Source organism: Luteibacter sp. SVR4-7G, assembly GCF_056755555.1.
In genome coordinates this window covers 23,514-47,771 of record NZ_JBPGXO010000009.1, presented here as the reverse complement: position 1 = coordinate 47,771, position 24,258 = coordinate 23,514, and the positions used below count along the sequence as shown (strand labels likewise).

General features: G+C 66.6%; 6 protein-coding genes. 5 read left to right on the top strand and 1 reads right to left on the bottom strand.

Translation table 11 applies throughout. The features are described from left to right. Window positions 1–21: 21 nt before the first annotated feature. Window positions 22–8,577: a GH36-type glycosyl hydrolase domain-containing protein gene (locus tag ACR9ZH_RS05230; RefSeq protein ID WP_481289703.1), complete on the top strand. Its 8,556-nt coding sequence runs from the start codon at window positions 22–24 to the stop codon at window positions 8,575–8,577. 871 nt (window positions 8,578–9,448) lie between these two features. Here ACR9ZH_RS05230 and ACR9ZH_RS05225 read toward each other — a convergent pair. Then, window positions 9,449–9,724 carry a hypothetical protein gene (locus tag ACR9ZH_RS05225; RefSeq protein WP_481289702.1) on the bottom strand — a complete coding sequence of 92 codons (276 nt, stop codon included), beginning with the start codon at window positions 9,722–9,724 and terminating at the stop codon, window positions 9,449–9,451. A gap of 1,057 nt (window positions 9,725–10,781) precedes the next feature. On the opposite strand from ACR9ZH_RS05225, the gene ACR9ZH_RS05220 reads away from it, so the two are divergent. The 4 genes from ACR9ZH_RS05220 to ACR9ZH_RS05205 all read left to right on the top strand — a co-directional run bounded on the left by ACR9ZH_RS05220 (window position 10,782) and on the right by ACR9ZH_RS05205 (window position 24,249). Then, entirely contained in the window at window positions 10,782–11,204 is a 423-nt protein-coding gene (locus ACR9ZH_RS05220) for a hypothetical protein (protein WP_481289701.1), read from the top strand. 32 nt (window positions 11,205–11,236) lie between these two features. Continuing rightward, window positions 11,237–12,529, top strand: a complete 1,293-nt coding sequence (locus ACR9ZH_RS05215; protein ID WP_481289700.1) for an SGNH/GDSL hydrolase family protein — start codon at window positions 11,237–11,239, stop codon at window positions 12,527–12,529. A gap of 450 nt (window positions 12,530–12,979) precedes the next feature. After that, entirely contained in the window at window positions 12,980–23,947 is a 10,968-nt protein-coding gene (locus ACR9ZH_RS05210) for an autotransporter-associated beta strand repeat-containing protein (RefSeq protein WP_481289699.1), read from the top strand. A gap of 131 nt (window positions 23,948–24,078) precedes the next feature. Further along, a complete protein-coding gene (locus ACR9ZH_RS05205; RefSeq protein ID WP_481289698.1) occupies window positions 24,079–24,249 on the top strand; it encodes a hypothetical protein in 171 nt (56 codons plus the stop codon). The last annotated feature ends 9 nt before the right edge of the window (window positions 24,250–24,258 follow it).

Genomic DNA, 24,258 nt, shown 5'->3' with positions numbered 1-24,258 from the left:
CCCTTGCAGGATCGAACCCATGTGTTCCCTGGCAATACCCCTGGTGAGGACCTGAACCTGCCTGGCAGGCGCCGCGCGCGTACCACCGCCCGCGTCGAGCGAGAGCCTGTCCTCCGTGCCGAACTCTTCAACGCAGATCAGCTGGAAGCGCACGGACCGCTGCTCGCGGCCCGCCACAAGGTCGCTTCGTCGCACTCACCCGAATGGCTGCTCCCGCGGCTCGCAGACAATGAAGCGACGCTCCTGGATGCGTGCAGGGGACTGGTGGCCGCCAGCGCGCGCGGCGAAGCGACCACACCCGCCGGCGAGTGGCTGCTCGACAACCTTTACCTGATCGAAGAGCAGATCCGTACCGCGAAGCGGGACTTTCCGAAAGGCTACAGCCGTGAGCTCGTCCAGCTCGACGACGGTCCTTCGAAGGGACTGCCGCGCGCGTACGACATCGCCCTCGAGGCCATCGCCCATGGCGACGGCCGCATCGACGAAGCAGGGCTTACGAGGTTCCTCGCGTCGTATCAGTCCGTCACCCCGTTGAACCTCGGCGAGCTCTGGGCAGTGCCCATCATGCTCCGCCTGGCGCTGATCGAGAACCTGCGCCGCATCGCCGTGCGCGTGAGCCTGGACCGGTCGGGCCGTCGCCGCGCCACCCGCTGGGCGAACGCCATGACCCGGATGGCGGCCGGGGATGCGAAGAACGTCGTTCTCGTGGTCGCCGACATGGCGCGCTCGTCACCGGTCATGAGCGCGCCTTTCGTGGCCGAGCTCGTGCGCCGCCTGCAGGGGCAGGGTCCGGCGCTGGCCATGCCGCTCGGATGGATCGAGCAACGCCTCGCCGAATCCGGCCAGAGCATCGATTACCTCGTACAGGTGGAATCGCAGCAACAGGCCGCGCAGCAGGTTTCGATCGGCAACAGCATCGGCGGTCTGCGCATGCTGGCGATGATCGACTGGCATGACTTCGTGGAACGCACCAGCCTGGTCGAAGCCACGCTGAGGACGGATCCCGCCGGCATCTATGCGTCGATGGACTTCGCCAGCCGGGACGATTATCGCCACGCCGTAGAACGCCTGGCGCGAAGAGGTACCCTCGACGAAGTCGCGACGGCCGGTGCTGCGATAGATGCCGCCCGTCTGGGACACGGCCTCGGCCGCCATGTCGGTTACCACCTCGTCGGCGAGGGTCTGCCGGCACTGGAACAGCGACTGGGTCTCGGCGTTCGCTGGAAGGCGAGCTGCAAGCGTGCCTTCGCCACCGCGGCATTCGGCGTGTCGCTGGCCCTGTTCGTATGCCTCGCGCTGGCCTTGACGCTGGCCCTCATGGGCACGGCTGCGGTCGGCAGCCTGGCCCTGCCTGTCGTCGTCCTGCTGGCGGTGGCGGCGGTACCCGTCGCGAGCCAGTTCGCGCTGGGCCTGCTGAACCTGGCCGCCTCACTGCTGACGCGTCCCGATCGTCTCCCACGCATGGACTACAGCGACGGCATTCCTGCGGAGGCGCGTACGTTGGTCGCCGTGCCGGCGATGCTCGGGGATCCCGCGGACGTCGATGAACTGGCGGGCGCGATGGAGGTCCGCTTCCTCGCCAACCGGGACGACTCCCTGCACTTTGCGCTGCTGACCGATTTCAACGATGCCGACGCGCCGTCACTACCGGGCGACGCCGCCATCCTGGAGCGCGCCCGCGAACGCATCGAGGCGCTCAATGCCGCCTATGGTTCCGCGATTTCGGACCGGTTCTTCCTCTTTCATCGCCCCAGGGAATGGAGCGACACCGAAAGGCGATGGATCGGTGCCGACCGCAAGCGTGGCAAGCTCGCCGCGCTGAACGCATTGCTGCGCGGAACGGGAAGGGACCGCTTCCAGTTGCTGCTGGGCCGGCTCGACGAGCTGCCGCACGTGCGTTATGTCATCACGCTGGATACGGACACCCACCTGCCGCGCGATACGGCGCGCCTGCTCGTCGGCGCCATGGACCATCCACTCAATCGGCCGGTATTCGACGAATCCACTGCCGTCGTCACCGCAGGCTACGGCATCATGCAGCCCCGTGTCGGCATCGCATTGCCGGCGCAGGCGCGCTCGTTCTATGCGCGTCTCTACGGGGCCGATGCGGGGGTGGACCCGTATACACGCGCCACGTCCGATGTCTATCAGGACCTGTTCCACGAAGGTTCCTTCATCGGCAAGGGCATCTACGACGTGGACGCTTTCGAGCGCGCGATGCTGGGCCGCTTCACGCCCGAGCGCGTGCTCAGCCACGACCTGATCGAAGGCTGTGTCGCCCGCTCCGCCTTGCTCAGCGACGTGCTGGTTTTCGAGGCCATCCCCGACCGTTACACGGACGATAGCGAACGCCGGCACCGCTGGATGCGCGGTGACTGGCAACTGCTGCCCTGGTTGTCGCCCGTGGTACCCGTGCCGGGAGGATGGCGGCGCAACGACCTTGGCGGCCTTGCCCGCTGGAAGATCTTCGACAACCTGCGGCGCAGCCTCGTCCCGCCGGCCACCCTGGTCCTGCTGGTGGCGGGATGGTCATGGGTGGCACCGGTCCTCACCTGGACGATCGCGGTGTTGTCGATGATCGTCTTGCCCGTCCTGCTGCATGCGGTGATGGACGCCGTCCGCAAACCGCGCGACATCAGCTGGCGGCAGCAGGCACGGCGGGTCGCCACGGCACCCGGACCCCACGCCATGCGCATGGCGCTCGCGATCGCATGCCTGCCTCATGACGCATGGCTGAGTGCGGATGCCATCGTCAGATCGATCTGGCGCCTCGGGGTCAGCCGCCGTCATCTGCTCGAATGGCGGGCATCGGGCGAGGTGGCCCGGCGCAACCGGAACCGTCGCGGTATTCCCTGGGGCGCCATGTGGGCAGGTCCCGCCACGGCCATTACCGTGGCCGCGGCGCTGGCATGGGGGCGCCCGATGGCCCTGCTGGTCGCGCTGCCATGGCTGCTGTTGTGGGCGGCGTCGCCCGTCATCGCATGGTGGGTCAGCCGTGCCGCCACGAGCCGGCGCTATGCGCCCGGCGCCGCGGATCTCGCATTCCTCAGGCAACTGGCACGCCGGACCTGGGCGTTCTTCGAAGTTCACGGCGGCGCCGACGACCACGGCCTGCCGCCCGACAACCTGCAGATGCTGCCGCAACCGCATGTGGCAAGACGAACATCGCCTACCAATATCGGTCTCGGCCTGCTTGCCGGCCTGGCAGGCTATGACTTCGGTTACCTCGGCACCGGCCGGCTCGTCGAACGCACCGCCGCCACGCTGGTCACCATGGGCGCACTTGAGCGATACCGCGGGCACTTCCTCAACTGGTACGACACGGCAACTCTGCAACCTCTCTCTCCTCGCTACGTTTCGAGCGTGGATAGCGGAAACCTCGCCGGCCATCTGCTGACTTTGCAGCGAGGCCTGATGGACCTGGCGAACGATCCCGTGTTCCGGGCGGCATCCATCGCCGGTCTCCGCGATACCCTTGGCGTGCTCGCCGCGCACCTCGGTCCCGCAAGGCCGGCCGGTCTCGACAGCTGGCCGGGCGAGTTGGCTTCGCATGCCGGATCTCCTCCGCGCTCCATGGGCGAGGTACTTGCCTTCGCCACGGCACAACGCGAGCGGGGCGACGAACTGAAGCGCGCGCTCGCGCACAATACGTCCTCGGACACCGTGTTCTGGCTGGAGCGGCTGGACGCACAGTGCGACGAGCTGCTGGCCGAGGCGACCACCTGGCACGCCGAAGCAGATCGCGACGCTCCCATACCGTCGCTGGCCGGGCTTGCCGCCGGCACCGACGGCGAGAGGGCGGGCAGGGCGCGTGCACGGATCGACATGCTGGAACACGCGGCCGCCGAGGCGGGCGCTTTCGCTTCGATGGACCAGGGCTTCCTGTACGACGAGCACCGGCGCCTTCTTTCGATCGGCTACGACATCGAGCGCCATGCGCTCGACGCCTCCTTCTACGACCTGCTGGCCTCGGAAGCCCGCCTCACGACCTTCGTGGCGATCGCACAAGGACAGCTTCCACAGGAGAGCTGGTTCTCGCTGGGCCGCCTGCTGACGACGGTGGACGGAGCACCCGTGCTGCTCTCGTGGACGGGATCGATGTTCGAGTACCTGATGCCCATGCTCGTGATGCCGACCTACGAGGGGAGCCTGCTTGACGAGACGAGTCGCAATGCCGTGGCACGGCAGATCGACTACGGCAAGCAACGGGGCCTCCCGTGGGGTGTATCGGAGTCCGGCTATAACGCCGTGGATGCGCAGTCGACCTATCAGTACCGCGCGTTCGGCGTACCTGGCCTCGGGCTCAAGCGGGGGCTGGGCGACGACCTCGTGGTCGCCCCATACGCCACCGTCCTCGCCTTGATGGTGTCGCCCGCCGCGGCGACCGACAACCTGCGCCGACTGAGCGCGGCGGGCATGGCAGGCCGGTTCGGTCTGTACGAAGCCGTCGATTACACGCCCTCGCGCCTTCCACCGGGGCAGGATGCCGCCATCGTGCGCTCGTACATGTCGCATCACCAGGGCATGTCATTGCTGGCCATCGGGCACGCCTTGCTCGACCAGCCGATGCGGCGCCGGTTCGAATCCGACCCGAACGTCATGGCCACGAGCTTACTCCTGCAGGAACGCGTACCGCTTTCGTCGAGCGAATACCTCAAGCACACGGGCATCGGCGACGCCGCGCGCACCGCGGAAGCGCCGGAAGCGCGGCTCCGGCTCTTCACCGATCCCAACCGGGCACGGCCTGCCGTGCAACTGCTTTCGAACGGCCGCTACCACGTGATGGTGAACAGTGCCGGTGGCGGCTATATGCGGCGCGACACGATGGCAGTGACGCGCTGGCGCGAAGACATCACGCGCGACCATCACGGCATGTTCTGCTATTTGCGCGATCCGGCCTCCGGCGACGTATGGAGCACGGCCTATCAGCCGGTGCTCCAGGAGACGGAACGCTTCGAGGCCATCTTCGCCGAATCGCGTGCGGAGTTCCGGGTGCGCCACCGCGGCTTCGAAACCCATACCGAAATCGTGGTGTCACCGGAAGACGATATCGAGCTGCGCCGCACGCGCATCACCAACCGCCACCGCTCGCGGAGGACGATCGAACTGACGAGCTACGCCGAGGTGGTGCTGGCGGATCCCGCCAGCGACACGGCGCATCCCGCCTTCAGCAAGCTGTTCGTCACGACCGAAATCGTGGCGGCGGTGCAGGCCCTCTTGTGTACCCGGCGGCCTCGCGCGGCGGATGAAAACTCGCCGTGGATGTGCCACCTCGTCGCCGTGCACGACGCCGACATCGACGAGATATCGTACGAAACCGACCGTGCGCGCTTCATCGGCCGTGGCCGGAGCACCGCCGATCCGGTCGCGCTTTCTGCGGGGAACCGCCGGCTCTCCGATACGGCGGGTCCCGTCCTGGACCCGGTCGTCGCCATCCGCGTGCGCATCACGCTCGATCCCGAGCAGACGGCCACGCTCGATTTCGTGACCGGCGTGGGCGACGAGCGCGGCCAGTGCATGCGCCTCATCGAAAAATACCGCGACCGTCACCTGTGCGACCGCGTCTTCGACCTGGCGTGGACCCATAGCCAGGTAACGCTGCGGCAGGCCAATGCCACGCTGGCGGATGCGCAGCTGTACGAACACATGGCAACGTCCATCATCTATGCGAACTCCGCACTGCGTGCGTCGCCTTCCGTGATCGCGGCGAACATGCGGGGCCAGTCCGGGCTCTGGGGCCAGGCCGTGTCCGGCGATCTTCCGATCGTGCTGTTGCGTATCGGGGACATCGCGCGCCTGGACATCGCCAGGGACCTCATCCGCGCTGCCGCCTACTGGCGCCTGCGCGGCCTGGCCGTGGACCTGGTGATCTGGAACGAAGACAGCACCGGTTACCGGCAGGCCTTGCACGATGCGCTGATCGGGCTGCTGGCCTCGGGCGCGGAGGCGAGCCTGCTGGATCGTCCGGGAGGCGTCTTCATCCGTGCTGCGCAGCCGCTGTCTTACGAGGACCGGCTGGTCATGGAGGCGAGCGCCCGCATCGTCGTCACGGACACCCTCGGATCGTTGCAGCAGCAGATGGACCGGCACCGCATGGACACGCGGCCGGCGATTGCCGAGCCTGCGGCGTGGGTTCCCCGCCCACCTGTACCCATTGCCGCTCCGACGCCCGCTACCGGCGCGTTCTCGGCCGATGGCAAGGAATACGTGGTGGTGCTCGGACCCGGCGCGACGACGCCGGCGCCATGGTGCAACGTGCTCGCGAACCCCGGTTTCGGTACCGTCGTTTCCGAGAGCGGCAGCGCCTACACCTGGGCCGAGAACGCGCATGGCTGCCGCATCACCCCGTGGCAGAACGATCCCGTGGAGGATGGCTGCGGCGAGGCCATCTATCTGCGCGACGAGTCCACGGGCCGCGCATGGTCGCCCACGCGGCTTCCCATGCGCGGTGAGGGTACGTATACGACGCGCCACGGCTTCGGATACAGCGTGTTCGAGCATGACGAGGGCGAGGTCTCCACGCGGCTGGAGGCATTCGTCGGCGTGGATGCTCCCCTGAAGTTCCAGGTCCTCACGATCACCAACCGGAGCACCGAGAGCATCCTGCTCACTGCCAGTGCCTACGTGGAATGGGTACTCGGCGACATGCGCGAAAAGAACGCCATGCACGTGGTAACCGAGGTCGATCCGATGACGGGCGCGCTGTTCGCACGCAACGCCTACAACGGGGATTTCCCCGGGCGGGTCGCATTCCTTGATGTGGGCGATCCGGAGCGCGAGATCGGCGGCGACCGTGTCGAGTTCCTGGGCCGCAATGGGCGCCTGTCGTCGCCACTGGCGATGCGCAGGCAGGGATGGAGCAACCGGGTCGGCGCAGGACTCGACCCCTGCGGTGTCGTGCGAGTGGCCGTGCAGCTCGCACCCGGCGAGTCGCGCGATCTCGTGTTCCGCCTCGGCATGGGCGGCAGCGAGGCGGAGGCGCGGGACCTGGTGCAGCGATTCCGCCAGGATGGCGCCGCCGCGAGGGAGCTGGAAGGCGTACGCCGCCACTGGAGCGAGCTCCTGGGCGCGGTGCAGGTACGGACGCCGGAAGCCGATGTGGACATGTTCGCGAACGGCTGGCTGCTCTACCAGACGATAGCGAGCAGGATGCAGGCCCGCAGCGGCTACTACCAGTCCGGCGGCGCGGTCGGGTTCCGCGACCAGCTGCAGGACTCCATGGCCACCCAGCACGCGGCGCCGGCGATGGCCCGCGCGCAGTTGCTGCTGTGCGCCTCGCGTCAGTTCGTGGAAGGCGATGTCCAGCATTGGTGGCATCCGCCGTCTGGCCGGGGCGTGCGCACGGCCTGCTCCGACGACTATCTCTGGCTTCCGCTCGCTGCCAGCCGTTACGTGCGGTCCAGCGGCGACGTGGCGGTCCTCGAAGAGGACGTCGAATACATCGAGAGCCGCGTGCTCCGGGCAGGCGAAGAATCCTTCTACGATCTTCCGCACGCCTCGGGCACCCGGGAGACGCTGTACGCGCATTGCGTTCGTGCGCTCGCGCATTCCATGCCGAGGGGCCGGCACGGCCTTCCGTTGATGGGCAGCGGCGACTGGAACGACGGCATGAACAAGGTGGGCGAGGGTGGGGAAGGCGAAAGCGTCTGGCTCGCCTTCTTCCTGGTCCATGTCCTACGGGAGTTTGCGCCGCTGGCCCTGCGCCACGGTGACCGGGCCTTCGCCACGCGCTGCACGGACGAGGCCAACAGGCTTGCCGCCGCGGTCGAGGCGCATGCGTGGGATGGCGACTGGTACCTGCGTGCGTGGTTCGACGATGGCACTCCGCTGGGTTCGTCCAGCAACGACGAGTGCCGCATCGATGCGATCGCGCAAAGCTGGTCGGTATTGTCGGGGGCGGCGGGCGACGAGCGCGCACGCCACGCCATGCGCTCGCTAGACAAGCATCTGGTGCGCCGCGATGCACGGCTCATCCAGTTGCTCGATCCGCCGTTCGATCGTTCTTCCATGGACCCGGGCTACATCAAGGGATACCTGCCGGGCATCCGCGAGAATGGCGGCCAGTACACCCACGCCGCCGTCTGGGCGGCCATGGCCTTCGCGCGCCTCGACGACCGGGATCGTGCCTGGGAGATGGCGCGCATGATACTTCCGTCGAGCCATACCGCGGATGCGGCTGCGGTGGAGGTCTACAAGGTGGAGCCTTATGTCATGGCCGCCGACGTGTACTCGGTGGAGCCTCATGTGGGCCGCGGGGGCTGGACCTGGTACACGGGCTCGGCGGGCTGGATGTATCGCCTGCTGATCGAGTCGTTGCTGGGCGTCACCCTCGTCGAAGGAAGGTTGCGCATCGCTCCCTGCGTTCCGGACTCATGGAACGGTTACGGGATCCGGTATCGCCATGGGACATCCACTTATCTTATCGATCTGCGTCGGGCAGGGACGGACGAGGCTGCCTCGCTCACGCTCGATGGGGTGGTCATCGACGGCGATCTTCCACTGGTTGACGACGGTCTCGACCACAGGGTTGGCTGTGTCTACGTGAGCCTGACACTGCATCCACAAGCGGTCACCTAGTCTCTGTGGCCCTGAAGCCACATCAGCCCCTCATGGCCGACCCGCGTTCCACCGATCAGCGGCTCCCGTCACCTCATGACGTACGGGAGTCGCTGCTCAGACAATACGACCGCGCCGCGGCCACCCATCCCGCTGCCTGTGAGATGCGTGTCGTTGACGCGGCGGGGCACGAGCATCCGCTTACGGAACGACAGTTGGAACATCGCAAAGCGGCGCAATGGGCGCCAGGCGTACTTGCACCCCCGATGTAGGAGCGCGCCTGCGCGCGACCGCCTTTCGCGTCAGTTGGCCCGCTCACGCGTGCCCATGTTCTAAGCGGCTTCGCCGCATGGAGCATTGCCCAAGCTCGGCCGTCGCCATCGCCCTTGGCTTTGAGCGGCGGCAGGTCGCCAGCGGCTGCTATTCTCACAGAAAGCGACAGGCGTCTTGTAGGAGCGCGCCTGCGCGCGACCGCCTTTCGCGTCGGTTGGCCCGCTGGCGCGTGCCCATGTCTTAAGCGGCTTCGCCGCAGGGAACGGTTGCCGGCTCGGCTGTCGCCATCGCGTTTTGCCTTGGCGTGGCGGCGGGTTGCAGGCGCCTGCCATTTTTTTTCGCTAAGTCCTCGTCCGGCCTACGCTCCCTGCGGAATCGCTCCAAAAACGGCAGCCACCGGCTCCTCCCAACACGGCGGTCGCATGCGGCAAAAGCCGGAGCAACAGCACGCCCGCTTGCGGGCCGCACATTCCCCGCGGCTCCCGAAAATGCGAGGGCGCGCTGTAGGAGCGCGCCTTGCGCGCGACAGCCTTTCGCGACCACGTCCCATCCCTCATATCAAGCCCGATAGGAGGTCTCACCGGGCAATCCAGAAGAAAGGCCCCAGCGCCCCTTCGCGCTAATCACCCGCAAGCACCCCGGTAACGGCCCGCAGCTGCTCCCTCACCAACTCCGTCTGCGCCCGCACGGCGTAATCCAGCCCACGCCTCATCAACGCATCGATCACCGTCAGGACATCAGCCACCTCCTTGCCCTTCAACTCATCGACCTCCCCGATCGTCTCCGCCACGAACTCGGTCAACCGCTGCGCATACTGCAACCACTCCGTCGCCTCATTCATCAACTCATGCACCGAGGCTTCGGTACGCTCATTCATATTGCTAGTCGCATTCATGCTGTGCTCCTTGCTGTGCCGCCGCCCGCAGGTGTGGCACGCCGCACAAAGCGACGTGCCACGGACAAAACATCGCCTCGAGGCGATGAGCTGCGGACTCGCGGGATCACCGGCAGCCCGTGATCGGGCGCCGGACGGTTTCGATTGTCGAAGTGGATCGGCGGTTACGACGGTCCTGTTTCGCCGCGCGTGCGCGGACGCGCCGGGTCGCACGGCAGGGCGAAAGATGAGAAACGTCTTAGGACCGGCGGGGCCGCCGGTTCGTCAACCGGATCTACGAGGGCGGTAGAAGGCCCGGTAACCGGTGAAGGTGCCGCCGGTGGGGAACCGGCGGGCGAGCGAGTGATTTACCATGGCTGCAGCCTCATCAACTTTACGGAGTTGGTCAGGTCAGCGGCCCCTGGGTGTTCGAGCACCCTTGGGCCGCGCTCTCACCGCTTCGATGCGATGGTTGCCTGCGACGAGATCGGATCAGGAGCGCAGGCAACGGCCCGAACATAGCAAGTCGGTTTGGGCTTGTCTGTACGACGGAACTCAAATGACACGCGCATGCACGCACGCGCTGCGCGAATCGCCCGCGAAGCCCATACATACAACGCTTTGACTAAGTCTCTGGCGCCTTTCCTACTCCTCGCTCCCGCAAACACCCGTCGCTCCCGCGAAGGCGGGAGTCTAGTGACTCTTGCTGTAGGGTTGCGAAAACGCTCAGTGCGTACGTGGAGGTGGTCGCGAAAGGCTGTCGCGCGCGAGGCGCGCTCCTACAGGGCTGCGTTTGCCGTCTGGGTAGCCTTGTCGGCGTTGTGGATACGAACTGCCTTAATGACCAACCGCACTTGCCGTCGCGCCCCGGCCTCCCTATGGTGCGGTCTTTGAGCGCACCGACAGGGGAGGGGACGCCGTGGAACTTGTATCGCTTCGCAAAGTGATGTTGTTTTGCACCCTGGTTCTCGCTGGAACGGCAGTGCAGCCGGCCGCTGCGCAAAGCGGCCCCGCATCGGCCCAGACCGCAGCGGGCGCACCCGAAATTCCTGCCGCGCGTCCCGCGGACGTGTCTTCCATGAATGCCATCATCGAAGCGGTCTACGACGTGATCTCGGGTCCCAAAGGGCAGGACCGCGACTGGAATCGCATGCGCTCGTTGTTCGTGCCGGGCGCACGCCTGATTTCCGCGCACACGGACAAGAACGGCGTCACCACGGCCCATGTGATGAGCGTCGACGATTACATCCGGCTTGGCGAGCCCTTGCTGAAGAAAGACGGCTTCTTCGAACGTGAGGCTCACCGGACGGAGGAGCGTTACGGCAGCATCGCCCAGGTGTTCAGCACGTACGAATCGCGCCACGAGAAGGACGGCAAGCCGTTCCAGCGCGGCATCAACAGCTTTCAGCTATTGTTCGACGGCAAGCGCTGGTGGGTGGTGACGATCTACTGGCAGGGCGAACGGCCCGATCTGCCGATCCCGAAGCAGTACGGCGGTTGAGCGTCGTTACATCAGAGTTGGGGGAGAGCAAGATGGCGACAAAGCTTCGTTCGAAAGTCAGGCTGATCGGATTCGCCCTCGCGGTGACATCTGCCCTGGGCGTCGTGTCCCAGGTATCGGTGGCAAGTACCGAGACTCCGGTGTGGCGCGAGGCTTTCCAGTCAAGTCCGGCCCACTACGATCCGCTGTCGCCCGGGTTCGTAAAGTTGCTGGTAGAGAAGTTCAAGATGCCGCCGGCCATGGTCGAGCAGATGCGGCCGCAAACCGCCAGCGGTACCCAGCGCGTTCGCATTGCCGTGTCGGCACGGGGACCGCAAATTCGCATCCGCGTTTCGAACGAGGAGGGGACGGAGCCGCTGGTTCTCTCGGGCGCGAGCGTCGGGCTCGCCGCAGACGGATATGTTTCCAAGCCCGGTACGCTGAAAGCCCTGACCTTCGGCGGCCGTCGCAGCGTCACGGTCCCCGCGGGCGCTCCGGTCGTCAGTGATCCCGTCGCGCTTCCTGTTGCACCGGGCACCGAACTCATCGTCAGTACCTACGCCGCCGGGTCGTTCAAACTCGATCCTTTGGGCGGCGGTACGGTCGTGGTTGTGGCCGGCGACCAGACGCTGAAGAACGAACTGGTCGGGGGAAAACCGATGCACGGGCGACCCGCGGTCACGGGCGTCGAAGTGCTATCGACCGGGTCGCCACGGGTGATCGCTACGCTTGGTGACTCCATTACCGACGGCAATCGTTACACGCTCGAGGAAATCCGCAGCTGGCCGGAAGAGCTGGCTCGCCGGCTCGAAGCGCGGCAGGGCGGCGGCCGCTATGCCGTCGTCAATGCCGGCATAGGCGGCAATCGCATACTCGGGTCCGGTTGGGGGCCTTCCGCACTCTCGCGCCTGGACCGGGACGTTCTGCGTATCGACGGCTTATCGCATCTCATTGTCCTCGAAGGGACGAACGACATCGGAATGTCGGGGCGCACAGTGTTCGGCAACAATCCCGAAGTGACGCCGGAGGACCTGATCGGTGGTTATCGGCAGATCATCGCCCGCGCCCATGCGCGCGGAGTCAAGGTGATCATCGGGACCATCATGCCATTCGGCGCATCCATGACCCACTATTCGCCCGACCATGAGCGGACCCGACAGGCAGTCAACCAATGGATCCGGACCTCGCGCGAGGCGGACGGCATGATCGATTTCGACCAGGTCGCCCGAGATCCGGCCAAGCCAGCGAACATGCGTTCGACATTCGGATCGGAGGATGGCTTGCATCCGGGTGCCGCCGGATACAAGGCGATGGGGGATGCGATCGACCTTTCGCAATTCGAATGAGTCGGGTGTGACGCTGGAGAAGAAAGGGCGTAATCAATCCCTCGCTCGTGTTCAATGAGTCCATCGTGTCGTTAAAGGAAATAACGTGCACGCGGACGTGAAAGTAGTCAAAGTGATCAAGGGCGACACCGTCGTCCGATAGTGAGACGTCCGCCAAGGTTTGTGAAGGACCGGGGTGTACCACGCCGATCATTTATTTGTATGATGTTTGAAACGGGGGGCGTCTCGACGTCCTATTGCTGCACGACTCGTGTCATGGCACGAGTCGCGTGGCCGGGTGTTTGCCGAATGGCATGCGCTTGATCAGGGGGGAACAACTCAAGATGCAAATCAGCAATGCATCCATCGAGCCCGCCACGCGGGCCTTCGCTTCCTCCCTTAATCGCCTTCTATACGCCCTGCACGCACTGGATGCATGCGGGGCGGCCGTGCGTCTGACAGGGGAAAGTTATGAATCGTGTATTCCGCATCGTCTGGTCCAGGGGACTCAACGCCTGGGTGGTCGCTTCTGAACTGGCGGCACGCCATGGCCGCGGCCGCGGCGCGGTTTCGGCCGTAGACGATAGGAAACCCGGGTTCCCCTCGCGCCGGGCCGCAGCGCTCGGCGCCGGCGTGCTGGCAGCGATGACGGCCCTTTACGCACCGCATGCCGGTGCTGTCACTCGCTATTGGGACGTCAACGGCGGTTCGGTCGGCAGCGGCGGCACCGGTACCTGGAACACCACCTCCACGTACTGGAATGCGTCGAGCGACGGCGTGGCAGGCCCCTTCTTCGCCTGGAACAACGCGGCCATCGATTCCGCAGTGTTCGCGGGTACGGCAGGGGCGGTATCGCTGGGTACGGTCACGGCAAATGCGCTCACCTTCGACACGAGCGGTTATTCGCTGACCGGCGGTACGCTGACGCTTGCCGGTGCAAGTCCGACTATTTCGGTCACCGGAACGACGGGTACCGCCTCAATCGCATCCGTCATTGCCGGCTCCGCAGGGCTCACCAAGGCTGGCGCCGGCACCCTGACCCTCTCGGGTGCGAATACGTTCAGCGGGGGCGTCAACGTCTCCGCAGGCACGCTGGCACTCAATGGCGCCAGTTCATTTACCGGCGACGTCAACGTCGGGAGCGGTGCGATCCTCTCGGTAGGTAATGACGCCTCGCTCGGAGCGGCCGCGAATCGCGTCCTCGCCACCGCGGGGTCGCAGCTGACGCTCAACAGTGCGCTGGCGGCGGGACGCACCGTCCTGCTCGGTGCCGGCAGTCAGCCTACCGACACGGTCACCGTCACCGGCGCGGGAGCGGGAGCGACCCACTACTCGGGTGCCGGCGGACTCACAGCCCTCCGCACGTCCTTGACCAATGACGGGAACGACTATACCGGCAAGACCATCCTCAGGATCAGTAGCGGCGACGCATTGACCTTCAGCTCTGTTGGAAACCTCGGACAAGCGAGCGCCCTCGGTGCAGCGAGTGACCCGACGGTCGGTATCATTAACGTCGAGCGCATCAACGGTTCGTCTGGCTCCGTGTCGTATACCGGTACCGGTAGCGATTCCAACCGCGACTGGCTCATGCCCACGACCGGCGGCAATCTGGGCTTCCAGAACAACGGCAGTGGGACACTCACGCTGCGCGGAAGTATCGTCACGAATGGTTCCGCCGGCGTCGGCGTGAGTTTCGGCGCCACCACCGCCGATCTTGCGTTGCTGGGGCCGATCAGCGGCACGACCGGCGTGGTCGGCTTTTCGGGTGGCGGCAGCGCCCGTACCATCACGCTTGGGGACGCCAACACCTTCACCGGTTCAACCGGCCTCAGTGCGGTCACGGTCAAGGCGAACACGCTAGCCAATAGCGGCGCGGCCAGCTCGCTGGGTGCCGGCAACGTCGTGAGCCTGGGCAACGGCGGCGTGCTCAGTTACGGTGGGGCTGGATCCTCCAGCAACCGAAGCTGGGCCGTGGACGGTAACGCGTCGCTCAACAACGACGGGACGGGTCCACTGACGCTCAGCGGTGCGACGAGCTTCGGCGCCGGTGGTGTCGCTAACGACACGCTGAACCTCGGTGGCAGCTTCGCCGGCAGCAACACGTGGTCCGGCACGATATCCGGCGCGGGCACCATCGCGTCGAATGGTGCAGGTACGTGGCAGCTCACGGGCACGAACACCCGGACCGGCGGATTGACGGTGACCGGGGGCACGTTGCGCGCCGGTAGCGCGTCGGCCTTCGGCACGACGACGGCGGTCGCTGTGAGCGGCGGAACGCTCGACCTCAACAACTTCAACCTGACGGCCACGAGCCTGGCCGGCAGCGGCGGCGCCATCGCCCTCGGTAGCGGCACGCTGACCGTCAATCCTGCATCCGGCAATACCACCTTCGGCGGCAGCATCACCGGCAGCGGCGGATTGACCAAGCTCGGCGCGGGCACGCAGACGCTGACGGGCACCAATACCTATGGCGGAGTCACGCGTATCGGCGGCGGAACCCTCGCGCTGGATTTCACCGCGGGCGGAGCCCCTGCGGGCAACATCCTCTCCGCCGTGTCCGTGCTCAACATGGCAGGCGGCACGCTGGCGGTGACCGGTTCCGCTGGACAGAGCCAGACGTTCGCGGCCAGCCACATCACTGGCGGCAGCAACACGATCAAGGGGGCGGGCAATGTCGCCATCCAACTCGGTCCGATCGACTGGACCGCGGGGCTCATCAATTTCGTCCTGCCGACCACCGGCAACATCACGACGACGGTGGGCACTTCGCTTGGTGGCTGGGCCACGGTAACCAGCGGGACCGTGACCGACTACGCACAGGTGGACGGCGTCGGCAATATCGTGGCCCGCACGAGCTATGCGACGAAGGACAACGCAGCCACATGGCTCAACGGCGACGTCGTCAGTGACACCGCCGGCACCGCGAACTCTCCGTATACCGGCACCGTAGCGGGCAGTGTCCAGTTGGGCGGCCTGAAGTACACGGCCGCGGCGCCGTCGACCGTCACCATCGGCACGGGGAATACGCTGGGCGTCGACGGAACGATCATCGTTTCCGAGTCCGTGGGAAGCAACGCCGATACGATCACCGGCGGGCAACTGACGGGAGCGGCGGCAGGCGGCACGCTCGGTATCCTGCAGAACGGCTCCGGCAATTTCACCGTCGCCTCGACCATCGTCGATGCCGCGGGTGGTACCACAAGCTTCACCAAGTCCGGCGCGGGGCAGGTAACCCTGTCCGGCGCCAACAGCTATACCGGCGCGACCACGGTGAGCGGAGGCAGGCTGTCCATCAACAGCGTCGCGAATGGCGGTGTGGCCAGTGCCATCGGCGCATCGGGCAGCGCGTCTTCCAACCTGGTGCTGCAGGGCGCCACACTGGGCTATACCGGCACTTCCGCATCGAGCGACCGCGGCTTCACCCTCACCACGAACGGCGCCGTTACCGCGGATACCGTCGACGTCACCCTTGCAGGCACGAACCTTGGGTTCTCGGGCGTCGTCGCGAGTCCGGACAATGCCGGATTGACGAAGACGGGCTTGGGTACCCTGACCCTGTCCAATCCCGCTAACACCTATACGGGTATCACCACGATCGCGCAGGGCACGCTCGCCGTCGGCACCCTGGCCAACGGTGGGATCAACAGCGGCATCGGCGCGGCGCCCAGCGCCTCTTCCAACCTGGTGATGCAGAACGGCGGCGAACTCGAGTACACCGGAATCTCTTCGAGCACCAATCGCGGCTTCACGCTGGGTACGGGTGGTGGTGCGATCGACGTGGCGCAGAACACCGCGACGTTGACCGTGAGTGGCGTGGCCACTGGCGCGGGCTCGCTGACCAAGAATGGCGCCGGAACCTTGATCTTGTCCGGGGCCAGCAATTATAGCGGCGGGACGACCGTGAGCAGCGGCACCCTCCAGGCCGGATCGGCGAGCGCCTTCGGTACGGGTCCGATGACCGTGAACACCGGCGGGACGCTGAACCTCAACGGCTTCAGCACGGTGATGAGCGGCCTCAACGGTGGCGGAAACGTGCTCCTTGGAAGCGGCACGCTGTCGACCAATGGCAGCGGCAGCTTCTCCGGCATCATCAGCGGGACAGGCGGCGTCAGCATCCAGCCGGGTACGGCGTCGCAGACGTTCAGCGGGTGCGGCAACAGTTATACCGGCGCGACCACGATCGGCAGCGGTACGACCCTCAACGTGGGCTGCCTGGCCAACGGTGGTGCCGCGAGCGACATCGGCGCTTCGGGCAGTGCATCCACCAACCTCGTCTTCATCAACGGTACGCTGAACTACACGGGCCCCAGTGTCAGCATCGATCGCGGATTCTCGATGCCTGGCGCGGTCAATGGCGTGATAGGCGTGCAGAATTCGGGCACGACGTTGACCTTTGGCGGCGCGGTCACGGGAGCCGGGTCGTTCGTCAAGAGCGGCGCCGGCAAACTCGTGCTGTCAGGCAGCAACACTTACGGCAACGGCACGGGCGTTCTTGCCGGCGTACTGGAGGCCGGGTCGACCAATGCGTTCGGCACCGGCCCGATGACCGTCAACGCGGGAGCCACGCTGAGCCTCGCCAACCTCAGCAATACCGTGGCCGCCCTCAGCGGAAGCGGCGATGTGCAGCTTGGCAGCGCGACGCTGACACTCAGCAGCGGACTCGACGGCAACGGGCTAGGCATGACCTTCGGCGGCGCCATCAGCGGAACCGGTGGTCTGGTCAAGAACGGGGGCGGGACGCAGACATTCTCGGGAACGGCCAGCAGCTATACCGGTTCGACCGTCGTCAATGGCGGCACGCTGGCAGTGAACTCGCTTGCCAACGGCAACCTCGCCAGTTCGATCGGCGCGTCAGGCAGCGGGGCAGGCAACCTCGTGCTCAACGGCGGGACGCTGCAATACCTCGGTACGGGCAACAGCACCGATCGCCTGTTCACCCTCGGGGCGTCAGCCGCCAGCGCACTGGATGCGTCAGGCACCGGCGCCTTGAATTTCACGAATACCGGTGCGGTCGCCTTCAGCAACCCCGGGTCGGCACAGACGGTGACGCTCACGGGCGCGAACACGGCCGACAACAGCATTGCGCTCCAGATCACCGACAACGGCACTGGAAAGACCTCGCTGAGCAAGACCGGCGCAGGCACCTGGATCCTGAAGAACCCGAACAGCACGTACACCGGCGCCACGACCATCGCCGGTGGCGTGCTGGGCGTGGACAAGCTAGCCGACGCCAACCAGGCCAGCAGCATCGGCGCGTCTTCCGGCGCAGCGGGCAACCTCGTGATCGGCAGTGGCTCCACGCTGCGTTACACCGGCAGCGGCGACACCACCAACCGCCTCTTCACGCTTTCCGCCGGCGTGAGCTTCATCGAGTCGTCGGGCACGGGCGCGATAGTTTTCAGCAACACCGGCTCCGCCGCGTACAGCGGCATCGGTAACCGCACGCTCGCGCTGGGCGGTACGAACACCGGCCTCAACGTGATGGGCGGAACCATCATCGACGGCGCAGGCGGCATCACCACCCTGGCCAAGAACGGCACGGGCACATGGGCGCTCACCGGCAGCAACACGTATACCGGCAATACCGTCATCAACGGCGGCATCCTGCAACTCGGGAACGGTGGCGCCGGTGGCTCCATCGCGAGCGCCAACATCATCAACGCAGCGGGCACGCTGGCCTTCGACCGCTCCGACGCGTTCACCCTCGGCGGGACCATTTCAGGCGCCGGTAACGTAGTGCAGCAAGGCACCGGCACCACGACCCTCACCGCCGCCAACACCTATACCGGTGGCACCCGTATCGGCGCGGGCACGTTGCAACTGGGCAACGGCGGGGCCAACGGCAGCATCCTCGGCGACGTGACGGACGACGGCACGCTCGCCTTCAACCGTTCCGATGCCTACACCTTCGGTGGCCTCATCTCCGGCGCCGGTGCGGTGACGCAGCGGGGTGGCGGCACCACCATTCTTACCGCGGCCAATGCGTACAAGGGCGCCACTACGGTTGAAGCGGGCACCCTGCTGATCAACGGCGACCAGTCTGCAGCGACCGGCGCCACCACCGTGCAGAGCGGCGGCACGCTGGGCGGCATGGGCACGATCGGCGGCAGCGTGACGATAGCCGACGGGGGCACGCTGAATCCGGGTGACGCAGGCGGCGCGGGAACGCTCGCGATCAACGGCAGCCTGGCGCTGGGTGCCGGCGCGGCGATGAACTACCAGTTCGGCCAGGCCAACGTGGTGGGCGGTACCCTCAATGACCTGACCGTGGTGCACGGCGATCTTTCCCTCGACGGCACGCTCAACGTGAGCTCCACGCCGGGTGGCAGCTTCGGCCCTGGTCTCTACCGCATCATCAGTTACGACGGTGCGCTGACGGACGGAGGGCTGGCACTGGGCAGTACACCAGCGGGGGCCTACCAGGTGCAGACCTCGATGGCGCACCAGGTGAACCTGCTCAACAGCAGCGGCCTGGCGCTGAATTTCTGGGACGGCACGGCAGGCCACGGAAACGGCACGGTCGACGGGGGCGACGGCCTGTGGCAGGGCTCGGGAGGCAACGCCAACTGGACGGAACAGACCGGCCAGTTCAACGCGCCGTATGCGGACGGGCAGTTCGCCATCTTCACCGGCACGCCTGGCACGGTCACCGTCGACCATACGGCGGGCACCCCGACCAGCTCCGGCATGCAGTTCGCGGTGGATGGGTACACCATCACGGGCGCATCCCTGACCCTGGCCGGTTCGACGACCAACATCATCCGCGTCGGCGACGGTACCGCGGCGGGAGCAGGCATGACCGCCACCATCGACGCGCCGCTCGCCGGCGTCAACGGTGTGGTGAAAGACGACCTGGGCACGCTCGTACTGGGCGGCAGCAACTCTTATACCGGTGGCACCACCGTCAACGCGGGTACCCTGCAGGTGGCAGGCGACGGCAATCTCGGCGACGCGGCGGGCGGGCTCACCTTCAATGGCGGCACGTTGCGCAACACCGGTGCATTCGCCACCGGGCGCGGCGTGACGATCAACCAGGGAGGCGCCACCTTCGACACGCGTGACGACCTCGCGCTCAACGGCGCGATCGGTGGCGCGGGCGGCCTTACCAAGACCGGCACCGGCACGTTGACCCTCGGCGGCGCCAATACCTATGCCAGCGGTACGGCGATCGACGGGGGCACGGTCTCCGTTTCCAGCGACGGCAATCTCGGCACCGCGACCGGCGGCCTCACGCTCGATGGCGGCACGCTGCTGAATACGGCCACGTTCGGCTCGTCCCGCAGCGTCACGCTCGGGGCTGCCGGCGGTACCTTCGCAACGGTGGGTGATCTCACGCTCGCCGGCGCGCTCGGCGGCGCCGGCGCGCTCACGAAATCGGGCGGCGGTGCGCTGGTCCTGTCGGCCGACAATGCGTTCACCGGCGGCACCACGATCGCTGACGGCAACCTCAAGCTTGGCGACGGCGGCACGGCTGGTTCGGTCAGCGGCAACATCGTCGATAACGGAGCGCTGATTTTCAACCGTGCGGATACCTACACCTTCGCCGGGCAGGTCTCCGGCACGGGCGCGGTGGAGCAGCAGGGCACTGGCACCGTCGTGCTCAGCGGCAACAATACCTACGGCGGGCCGACCGCCGTGCGGACGGGCAGCCTCATCGTCAACGGGGACCAGTCCGCCGCCACAGGTACCGCTTCAGTCGACAACGGGGCCACGCTGGGTGGCAAGGGCGTGCTCGGCGGCGATGTCGCAGTCGCTGGTACGCTCGCCCCTGGCGACGCCGGCAGTGTGCCGGGCACGCTCGGCATTAACGGTAGCCTTGCGTTCGGGGGTGGTTCCAATCTGGACGTCAACCTGGGACAGGCCGGGGTGGTGGGCGGTCCGCTCAACGATCTGGTGCAGGTGGGCGGCGACCTGACACTGGCTGGCCAGCTCAACGTGTCGGTCTCTTCGGGCGGGTCGTTCGATCCCGGCATCTACCGCGTCATCGGTTACGCCGGTGGATTGACCGACAACGGGTTGACCATCGGTACGGTTCCCACGCCGAACTACTTCCTGCAGACGGCCATCGCGCACCAGGTCAACCTGGTGAACACCGCCGGCCTCTCCGTTAACTTCTGGGACGGCAACGGGGGCCGCGGCGACGGCCAGGTGCTCGGTGGCGACGGGATCTGGCAGAACTCCTCCGGCAACGACAACTGGACGTCCGGCGACGGCAGCGTCAACGCTGCCTACAACGACGGCGACTTCGCCATCTTCGCCGGCACGGGAGGCACTGTTACCGTGGACGGCGTCCCTGGCGCCGTCACCAGTTCGGGTATGCAGTTCGCGGCAGACGGCTATCGCGTCGAGGGCGATGCCATCGCGTTGAATGCCGTGCCGGCCGTCATCCGCGTGGGCGACGGCACCTCGGACGGTACGGGCATGACGGCTACCATCGCCTCGGTGCTGACCGGAACCGGCGGCGTGACCAAGTCCGACCTCGGCACGCTCGTGCTGGCTGGCGAGAACACCTATACCGGCGGTACGGCCATTGCCGGCGGCGTGTTGCAGCTGGGCGAGGGCGGTGCCGGCGGTTCGATCTCGGGCGACGTGGCGAACGAGGGCACGCTTGCCTTCGACCGCTCCGATTCCTACACCTTCGACGGTGTGGTGTCGGGCAGCGGCAGCCTGCTGCAAAAGGGCAGCGGCACCACGGTGCTCACCGCTGCCAACACCTACGCAGGTACCACCGTCGTGCAGTCGGGCACCTTGCTGGTGAACGGCGATCAGTCGGGCGCCACCGGGCCCACGACGGTCGCCAGCGGTGCCACGCTTGGCGGCGCGGGAACCATCGGTGGCGACGTGACGGTGGGTGACGGCGGCACGCTGAGCCCCGGCGCGGCCGCCGGCACGGCAGGCACGCTTACCATCGGCGGCAACCTCACCCTTGGCGCGAACAGCGTGCTGGCCTACCAGCTCGGCCAGGCGGGCACGGCCGGCGGTTCGCTCAACGACCTCACCGTGGTCCACGGCAACCTTACGCTGGACGGTTCGCTGAATGTCTCCGCCACCCCGGGCGGCAGTTTCGGTCCGGGCGTGTATCGCCTCTTCAGCTACGACGGCGCGCTTGTCGACAACGGCCTGAGCCTCGGTGACCCCCCGGCCGATGCTTTCGTGCAGACCTCGATTGCCCGGCAGGTGAACCTCGTCAATACCGCTGGCCTGTCGCTGTCTTTCTGGGACGGCCCGGGCAGCCCCAACGACGGGGCGATCGCCGGCGGCAACGGCACATGGCGTCTTGCTGACAACGACTATTGGACCGAAGCCAGCGGTGCGATCAATGCGCCGTACAGCAACGGCTCGTTCGCCGTGTTCGGCGGCAGCGGAGGAACGGTCACGGTGGACGACAGCCGCGGAGGCGTCACCGCGTCGGGCCTGCAGTTCCAGTCCGACGGTTATCGCATCACAGGTGGAAACCTGACCCTGACCGGTGGTGCTTCGTCCATTCGCGTAGGCGACGGCACGGCTGCGGGCAGCGGCATGACAGCGACGATCGACGCCGTCATCGACGGCAGCAGCCTGCTCGTGAAGGACGATCTCGGCACGCTGGTGCTGCAGGGAGCCAACCTCTACTCGGGTGGCACCGAAGTGCGTTCCGGTACCTTGCAGGTGGCCAATGACGGAAACCTGGGTCACGCGAGCGGCGCGCTTTCCATCGATAACGCCACCTTGCACACGACGGGGAGTTTCCTCACCCAGCGCAGTGTTGGCCTCGGGGGCGATGCGACCATCGAGACGGATGGCGGCACGGAACTGCAGCTGGCCGGGCCCGTTGGCGGTGCCGGCAGCCTGACCAAGGCGGGCGAAGGCACGCTCACGCTCGGCGGCCAGTCGTCCTACGGCGGCGCGACCACCGTGGCTGGCGGCACGCTCGCCGCCAGCGTCGCGGACGCGTTCAGCGCCTCGTCCGCGTTTGCCGTCCAGGGCGGCGGCACGCTCGATCTGGGCGGCCATTCCCAGCACGTCGCTTCGCTCGCCAATGCGGGCCGCGTGAATTTCGGCAGCGTTCCCGGCACGACGTTGACGGTCGCCGGCGACTACGTGGGGCAAGGTGGCACTTTGGCATTCAACACCGTGCTGGGTGCGGACGATTCGGTAACCGACCAGCTGGTGGTGGCCGGTAACACTTCGGGCGATACCGTGTTGCAGGTGAGCAACGTGGGCGGTACAGGTGCACCGACTGCGAACGGTATCAAGGTGATCGACGTGCAGGGGCAGTCCAACGGCAGGTTCTCGCTGCAAGGGGATTACGTGTTCCAGGGCCAGCAGGCCGTGGTGGCCGGTGCCTATGCGTATCGGCTGTACAAGGACGGAGCCAGTACGGCCGATGGCGACTGGTACCTCCGTTCGGCGCTCACCACGCCGGCCGGTGGTGACGGTCCCACCAATCCGTCCAATCCATCCGGGCCGTCCGAACCGGTGCAGCCGCTGTACCAGCCTGGCGTGCCGCTGTACGAGGCGTACGCGGGTGTGCTCCAGCAGCTCAACAAGATCGACACGCTGGCCGAGCGCACAGGCCAGCGCCAGTGGTCGAACAGCCAGGCGGCGGGACAGATGACGCCCGGCGAAGGCTTGTGGATACGCGTGCAAGGAAGCGACCAGACGCTCAAGCCGGAGACATCCACCAGCGGGACGCATTACGAGGTCTCGACCTGGTCCGCGGAGGCCGGCATCGATACGGTGCTGGGCGAGGGCGAAGCGGGCAAGCTCGTCGGTGGCGTCACGCTGCAATACGGACGCAACCATTCGGACGTCCACTCGGTGTACGGCCAGGGCCGGATCAAGACCGACGACTACGGCGTGGGCGCATCCCTCACCTGGTACGGCGACCAGGGCTTGTACGTGGACGGCCAGCTGCGCGCCACGCAGTTCGACACCGACCTGCGCTCCACCACGCTCGGCCAGTCGTTGAAAGACGGCAACAAGGGCCATGGCTATGCGCTGGGCGTGGAAGTGGGCCAGCGCTTCGGCCTGGGCGACCACCTGTGGGCGATTCCGCAGGCGCAGTTGAGCTACGGCAGCGCGCGCTTCGACAGTTTCAACGATGCGTTCGGCGCCCGCGTGTCACTGCAAGAGGGCAAGGCGCTCACCGCGCGCGGCGGTCTCGCCATCGACTACGACCGCACCTGGCAGGGAGCTGCCGGTCCCATGGCCTCGCACATCTACGCCATCGCGAACGTCTACAAGACCACCAAGGACGCTGCACGCGTGGACGTGGCAGGAACCGACTTCACCACGCGCAACGAGAGCACCTGGGGCGGCTTCGGCCTCGGCACCAGTCTCGATTGGGCCGGCGGGAGATATTCGGTGTACGGCGAGGTGCAGGCGAGCACGGGCCTGTCGCACTTCGGCGACAGCCACGCGCTGAATGGAAACCTGGGCTTCCGCATGCGCTGGTGACGCGTGCGGATTGCTGCTTCGCAGCAGGAACTCCCGCCAAAACCCGCTTATTGACGCGCTTTTTACGGTGCGCTATATGTTGAGGAAGCACCGCGTCGCCATCGCACGCGGTGTCTTCCGCGAGGGTCACCATGCGACACCGCAGTCACAATCCCGCACACCCGGGTTGCGCCATGGCGGAGCCGTCTTTCCCGTTCGTGCAGGCCGACGGCCAGCGGATCCTTTCCCGCGCCAAGCTCAGCGCCCTGCGTTCGCGAGGCAAGTCCCTCGCCGGCTATTCGCCGCCCCGCCATAACCGCTGATCCGTTGTC